Source organism: Sandarakinorhabdus sp. (assembly GCF_040398645.1).
Classification (GTDB): Bacteria; Pseudomonadota; Alphaproteobacteria; order Sphingomonadales; family Sphingomonadaceae; genus Sandarakinorhabdus.
Genome location: NZ_JBBATR010000027.1, coordinates 13,749 through 19,022, shown reverse-complemented (window position 1 = coordinate 19,022; position 5,274 = coordinate 13,749). Strand labels below are relative to the sequence as shown.

The 5,274-nt window shown below is 63.9% G+C and carries 7 protein-coding genes; 4 read left to right on the top strand and 3 right to left on the bottom strand.

Translation table 11 applies throughout. From position 1 onward, the window contains the following. Positions 1–20: 20 nt before the first annotated feature. Positions 21–821, bottom strand: coding sequence for an enoyl-CoA hydratase-related protein (locus ABWP50_RS08035; protein WP_353217478.1), 801 nt, complete (start codon positions 819–821; stop codon positions 21–23). Between the two features lie 51 nt (positions 822–872). After that, entirely contained in the window at positions 873–2,021 is a 1,149-nt protein-coding gene (locus ABWP50_RS08030; RefSeq protein ID WP_353217477.1) for a M14 family metallopeptidase, read from the bottom strand. Between the two features lie 229 nt (positions 2,022–2,250). Between ABWP50_RS08030 and ykgO the strand changes: the two genes are divergently transcribed. Both ykgO and ABWP50_RS08020 read left to right on the top strand, forming a co-directional pair. Next, the gene (gene ykgO / locus ABWP50_RS08025) at positions 2,251–2,376 is read left to right on the top strand and encodes a type B 50S ribosomal protein L36 (RefSeq protein ID WP_353217476.1); all 126 of its coding nucleotides are present in this window, start codon (positions 2,251–2,253) and stop codon (positions 2,374–2,376) included. A 94-nt stretch (positions 2,377–2,470) separates the two neighbouring features. Next, on the top strand, positions 2,471–3,079 hold the full coding sequence (locus tag ABWP50_RS08020) for an HAD family hydrolase (RefSeq protein ID WP_353217475.1): 609 nt from the start codon (positions 2,471–2,473) through the stop codon (positions 3,077–3,079). 13 nt (positions 3,080–3,092) lie between these two features. Here the strand turns inward: ABWP50_RS08020 and pyk are convergent, their stop codons facing one another. Further along, on the bottom strand, positions 3,093–4,556 hold the full coding sequence (gene pyk, locus ABWP50_RS08015; protein WP_353217474.1) for a pyruvate kinase: 1,464 nt from the start codon (positions 4,554–4,556) through the stop codon (positions 3,093–3,095). A 70-nt stretch (positions 4,557–4,626) separates the two neighbouring features. Between pyk and ABWP50_RS08010 the strand changes: the two genes are divergently transcribed. Next, the gene (locus ABWP50_RS08010) at positions 4,627–4,947 is read left to right on the top strand and encodes a DUF1244 domain-containing protein (protein ID WP_353217473.1); all 321 of its coding nucleotides are present in this window, start codon (positions 4,627–4,629) and stop codon (positions 4,945–4,947) included. A 65-nt stretch (positions 4,948–5,012) separates the two neighbouring features. Then, entirely contained in the window at positions 5,013–5,270 is a 258-nt protein-coding gene (locus tag ABWP50_RS08005) for a DUF2312 domain-containing protein (protein WP_353217472.1), read from the top strand. Positions 5,271–5,274 lie beyond the last annotated feature (4 nt).

Genomic DNA, 5,274 nt, shown 5'->3' with positions numbered 1-5,274 from the left:
GAAGGGCGTTGGTCTGAGGCTTATTTGCCCGTAAACACCGCCGGCCGCTTTTGCAGGAACGCGCTGACGCCTTCGGCGAAATCGACGCTGCGGCCGGCCTTGAGCTGGTTGCGGCGTTCGACCATCAGGCCTTCGCTGAGCGGCTTGTCCATGCAATCGCGAATGCCCTGCCGGATCAGCGCATAAGCCACCGTTGGCCCGGCGGCCAGTTTTTGCGCGATGGCATGGGTGGCAGCGGCCAGATCGGCATCGTCAACCACCTTGTAGATCATACCCCAATCCAGCGCGGTTTCGGCCGAAATCCGCTCCCCGAGCATCATCATGGCCTGCGCGCGAGCACGGCCCGCCAGGCGCGGCAACAGCCATGTGGAGCCGACATCGGGCACCAGGCCGATATTGACAAAGGCCTGCAGAAAATAGGCTGAGCGCCCGGCAATCACGATGTCGCCGGCCAGCGCAAAGGAACAGCCCGCGCCCGCCGCCGGGCCATTGACCGAAGTGATGAACGGCACCGGCAGCGCAAACAGACGCTCCAGCAGCGGATTGAAATGCGATTCGAGCACCGAACCGGCATCCGGCGGCCCAGAGCGCTTGGCAGCGCCGCCAGCGCCGCCGCCGGCCAGATCAGCGCCTGAACAAAACGCCCGGCCAGCCCCGGTGAGCACCAGCACGCGGGCTGTGCCTTCATCGCGCACCCGGTCAACCGCATCGATCATTTCGGCAATCACGCCGACATGCAGGGCATTCAATGCCTGCGGGCGATTGATCGTCAGCGTGGCGATGCCGCCATCGGTTTCAAAGCTGATGTGTTCGTAGGTCATGGCCGCGGTTCCTTTTATGCCTGCTGACGATATGGCGGCTGCGGCAGCCCGTCACCCCATCAATCCGCCAAGGTCGTCGATCAATGTTTCCAGCATGGCCGCCAGGCAATCGCGGCCCAGATGCTGGCTGCGGGCGGGCGACCAGCCGAAATCGGCGCAGGGCAGATCGTCATTGTCCTTGAACGGCATTTCCAGCGTCATGGCCAGGCAGCCGAAGCGTTCGGCCAACTGGTTGGTGCTCATGGCAAGATTGGCCGTGCCGGGGCGGGCCTTTGGATAGCCCTTTGCGGTCTGGAAATCCGGCGAAATGCGCGCCAGCCTTGTCTTGAAGCCACCCAGCAGCGCCAATTGCCGTTCGGTGATCGACGGGATGCCTTCAAAGCCGGCGATGAACACCTGCGGGATGGCTTCATCGCCGTGCACATCCATGGCGATATCGCAGCCGACGGCGTCCATGGCATCGCGCACGCACAGCACTTCGGGCGATTTTTCGATCGACGGCGCTGCCCATTCGCGGTTGAGGTTCACGCCGGCGGCATTGGTGCGCAAATGGCCGCGCACGCTGCCATCGGGGTTCATGTTGGGCACGACGTGGATGGTCGCCAGCTGCCGCAATTTGCGCGCCACGGGATCGCCGGCATCGGTCAACCGCGCCAGTGCGCCGTCCATCCACCACTCTGCCATGCTTTCGCCGGGGTGCTGGCGGCCATAGAGCCACAGCGTGGCCGGGCCATCGCCGATCACCAGCCGATCAATCGGCCGGCCGTCGATGCTGCGCCCAAGAACATCGGCGCGCACGCCCGGGCAGGCAGCAATGCGCGCGATCAGATCATGGTGGCGTTCCAGCGAATAAGGCGCAAAATAGGCCAGCCAGACCTGATCGGCATCGGGGGTGAGCGTGATGGTGAGCGTGCCGCCATCCGATTTGGCGTCAAATTCCGTAGGCGCGCGGTGCCATTGCTGCCGATCGGCGGACATGCAGGCGCGGTAGCCGGGCCAGCCGCCGGGATAGGCGCTGCCGTTCAGCCCGGTGATGCGGATGCTGCAGGCCTGCCCGCGCGCGCCGGACAGGCGGAAATGAAACCATTGGTAGAAATCGCTGGCCGCGTCCTTGTGGATGGTCAGCACAATGTCTTGGGGGCCGCCGCAGCGTTCGACCTTGATGTTGCCGGAATCAAACGCGGAATCGATGTGGATCATTGCGGTATCTGCACTTTCAGTTTCACGCCTTGACCGTTGGGGCCTGGAAAGCCGCCAAGCAAGCCCTGCAACAACGCCGATGCTTGACGGTGGCATGTGAAATGCCGCGTTGCAACCAAAGCTGAAACAAGCTGACGGCGCGGGCCAAGCCGGGGCCCAAGATTGACAAAGTTTCGGCAGTCCCGTAGCCCCCGCGTCGTCCATTCACTGATTCATGCCGGAAGCTTCCATGAAAGTCCGTAACAGCCTCAAGAGCCTGAAGGCTCGTCACCGTGATTGCCAGGTGGTGCGCCGCCACGGCCGCACCTATGTGATCAACAAGACCAACCGCCGTTTCAAGGCCCGCCAGGGCTGAAGCGCCGCGCTGCCTTTGCAGGCAGCGCACCGGTGGCATGATGCACCCCTGCCTCGCGGCGGGGCTGTTGTCGTTTGTGGCGGAGGCAGCAGCAATGACGATCGGTGCCGTGGTGTTTGATGTCGGCAATGTGCTCTATGGCTGGGATATCAGTGCGCTTTACGCCAAATTGATCGCCGATCCGGCTGAGCTCGATTGGTTTTGCAGCACCGTGGTGACGCCGGAGTGGCATTTTCAGCATGATGCCGGGGAGCCCTTTGCCCAGACATCGGCGGCGCTGGCGGCGCTCTACCCGGCGCAGGCTGACCTGATTCGCGCCTTTGGGCCGCGCTTCAATGAAACGGTCACGGGGCCGGTGCCGGGCATGCTGGAATTGGTGGCCGCGCTGGCGGCGCGCGGCGTGCCGCTGTTTGCAATCACGAATTTCTCCGGCGAATTCTGGCCGGCGTTTCGCGCCACTGCGCCGATTTTCGATCTGTTCACCGATATCATCGTGTCCGGCGATGAGCGGCTGACCAAGCCCGATCCCGCCATCTACCAACTGGCGCTGCGCCGCTTCGGCCTGGCGCCGGGGCAGGGGCTGTTCATCGATGATCGGCCTGAAAATGTCGCTGCGGCGGCTGACAACGGTTTTATGGCGCATCACTTTTGCGGCCACGACGCACTGGCGGCTGAACTGGTTCGGCTGGGCCTGCGCGATTGAGTGCTGGCTTGCCTCAATAATTCTTCAGCTCGTCCCCGATCAGTCGCACGACATGCACGACATTGGTGGTGCCCGGCGTAGAAAACGGCACCCCGGCAATCAGCACCAGCGGATCGCCGCCCTTTGCCAAGCCGGAGCGCAGCGCCATGCGCTTGGATTTGGCGACCATTTCTTCAAAGCTGGCCACATCGCGGGTGATGACGGCGTGCACGCCCCACACCAGCCCCATGCGCCGCGCCGTGGTCTGGCTGGGGGTTAGGCACAGCACCGGCACCGTGGGGCGTTCGCGGGCGGCGCGGCCGGCGGTTGATCCGGAAATCGTGAAACAGGCAATCGCGCTGGCGCCGATGGCGCGGCTGATATCGGCGGCTGCGGCGGTGATGGCGGCGGCGGTTGATCGGCCAGAGCCGACTTCGGTGAAGTGCACGCGGCCATAATAGCCGGGATCGGCCTCCACCTGGCAGGCGATGGCGTCCATCATCGTCACCGCTTCGACCGGGAAATCGCCGGCGGCGCTTTCGGCGGACAGCATTACCGCATCGGCGCCGTCATAGATGGCGGTGGCCACATCGGACACTTCGGCCCGGGTCGGGCTGGGCGAAGTGATCATCGATTCCAGCATTTGCGTGGCCACCACCACCGGCTTGCCCAAGCTGCGCGCCATGGCAACGATGCGTTTCTGGGCCGGCGGCACATTTTGCGGTGGCAATTCCACGCCCAGATCGCCGCGCGCCACCATCACGGCATCGGCGATTTCCAAGATCTCCTCCAGCCGTTCCAGCGCCGCCGGCTTCTCGATCTTGGCGAGCAGCGAGGCGCGGCCGCCGATCAGCCGGCGCGCTTCGGCAACATCTTCGGGGCGCTGCACAAAGGACAGGCCAATCCAGTCCACCCCGGCATCGAGCGCGAAATCCAGATCGGCGCGGTCCTTGGTGGTCAGTGCCGGCAGCGGCACCACCACGTCGGGCACGTTGACGCCCTTGTTGTCCTTGATGGTGCCCGGCACTTCGACGATGCAATCAATCGCCGCCTCTGACACGGCGGCAGCGCGCAGCACGATCTTGCCATCATCGACCAGCAAGCGCGCACCAGCGTTGAGGGCGGCAAAAATCTCCGGATGCGGCAGGTGCGCCCGTGCGCCGTTGCCGGGCGCCGTGTCGCTGTCAAACCGGAACGCCTGGCCCTTGGTGAGCACGGCGCTGCCGCCGGCAAAGCGCCCGACGCGCAGCTTGGGGCCTTGCAGATCGGCAAGGATGGCAATCGGCCGCCCGCTCGCCCGTTCCACGGCGCGCACTGCGGCAATCAGGGCGCCCTGGCTGGCGTGGCTGCCATGGCTCATGTTGACCCGGAAGGCATCTGCGCCAGCGGCGTGCAACCGGGCGATCATGGTTTCGGTGGCTGAGGCCGGCCCCAATGTGGCAAGCACCTTGACCCGGCGGCGTCTTGGTTGAAAAGCTTCAGCTGTTGGGCCAGTCATGGGGTGCTTTCGGTTGGCTGCCACTGCGGCACCTTTGAAACGGCCTATAGCGGCGGGAAAGTGCAAAACCATGACGAATTTTGCAGATGATTTGCAGCGTGACCAGTTGGAGGCAGCGGCGTTTCGCCGGCTGGTGCTGCATTTGCAGCAGCGCAGCGATGTGCAGAACATCGATTTGATGGGCCACACCGGCTTTTGCCGCAATTGCCTGGGCGATTGGCTTCACGAAGCCGCTGAAGACGCTGGCCTGGTGCTGACCAGGGACGATGCGCGCAGCCATGTGCATGGCATGAAGATTGCCGATTGGAAGGCCCGCCACCAGCAGCCGGCGACACAAGCGCAACTGGACCTGATGGCCGAATCGCTGGCGAAGAACGACGCGGTTCGGTAACCCGCTGCCAGGGCCGGCTATGCGCCGGCGCACAGCCGCGCCGGTGCCGGATGCAGACAGGAACCATGATGAACGAAGTGAATGCCAGCGAAGAAAATGTTTCGGCCAGCCAGTTGCGCTTGTTCCTTGAACGGATCGAAACGTTGGAGGAAGAAAAGAAGGGCATGGCCGACGATATCAAGGACGTCTATGCTGAGGCCAAGGCCACCGGATTTGATATCAAGACGATGAAGGCGCTGGTGCGCCTGCGCAAAATGGAGACCGCAGCCCGGCAGGAAGCCGAAGCGTTGCTGGAAACATACAAGGCTGCAATCGGCCTGTAAGGCC

What these genes read in the sequence shown, in the direction of transcription:
- ykgO (WP_353217476.1), top strand. Translation starts at nt 2,251, where the DNA reads ATGAAAGTCCGTAACAGCCTCAAGAGCCTGAAGGCTCGTCACCGTGAT.
- ABWP50_RS08030 (WP_353217477.1), bottom strand. Translation starts at nt 2,021, where the DNA reads ATGATCCACATCGATTCCGCGTTTGATTCCGGCAACATCAAGGTCGAA.
- ABWP50_RS08020 (WP_353217475.1), top strand. Translation starts at nt 2,471, where the DNA reads ATGACGATCGGTGCCGTGGTGTTTGATGTCGGCAATGTGCTCTATGGC.
- ABWP50_RS08005 (WP_353217472.1), top strand. Translation starts at nt 5,013, where the DNA reads ATGATGAACGAAGTGAATGCCAGCGAAGAAAATGTTTCGGCCAGCCAG.
- pyk (WP_353217474.1), bottom strand. Translation starts at nt 4,556, where the DNA reads ATGACTGGCCCAACAGCTGAAGCTTTTCAACCAAGACGCCGCCGGGTC.
- ABWP50_RS08010 (WP_353217473.1), top strand. Translation starts at nt 4,627, where the DNA reads ATGACGAATTTTGCAGATGATTTGCAGCGTGACCAGTTGGAGGCAGCG.
- ABWP50_RS08035 (WP_353217478.1), bottom strand. Translation starts at nt 821, where the DNA reads ATGACCTACGAACACATCAGCTTTGAAACCGATGGCGGCATCGCCACG.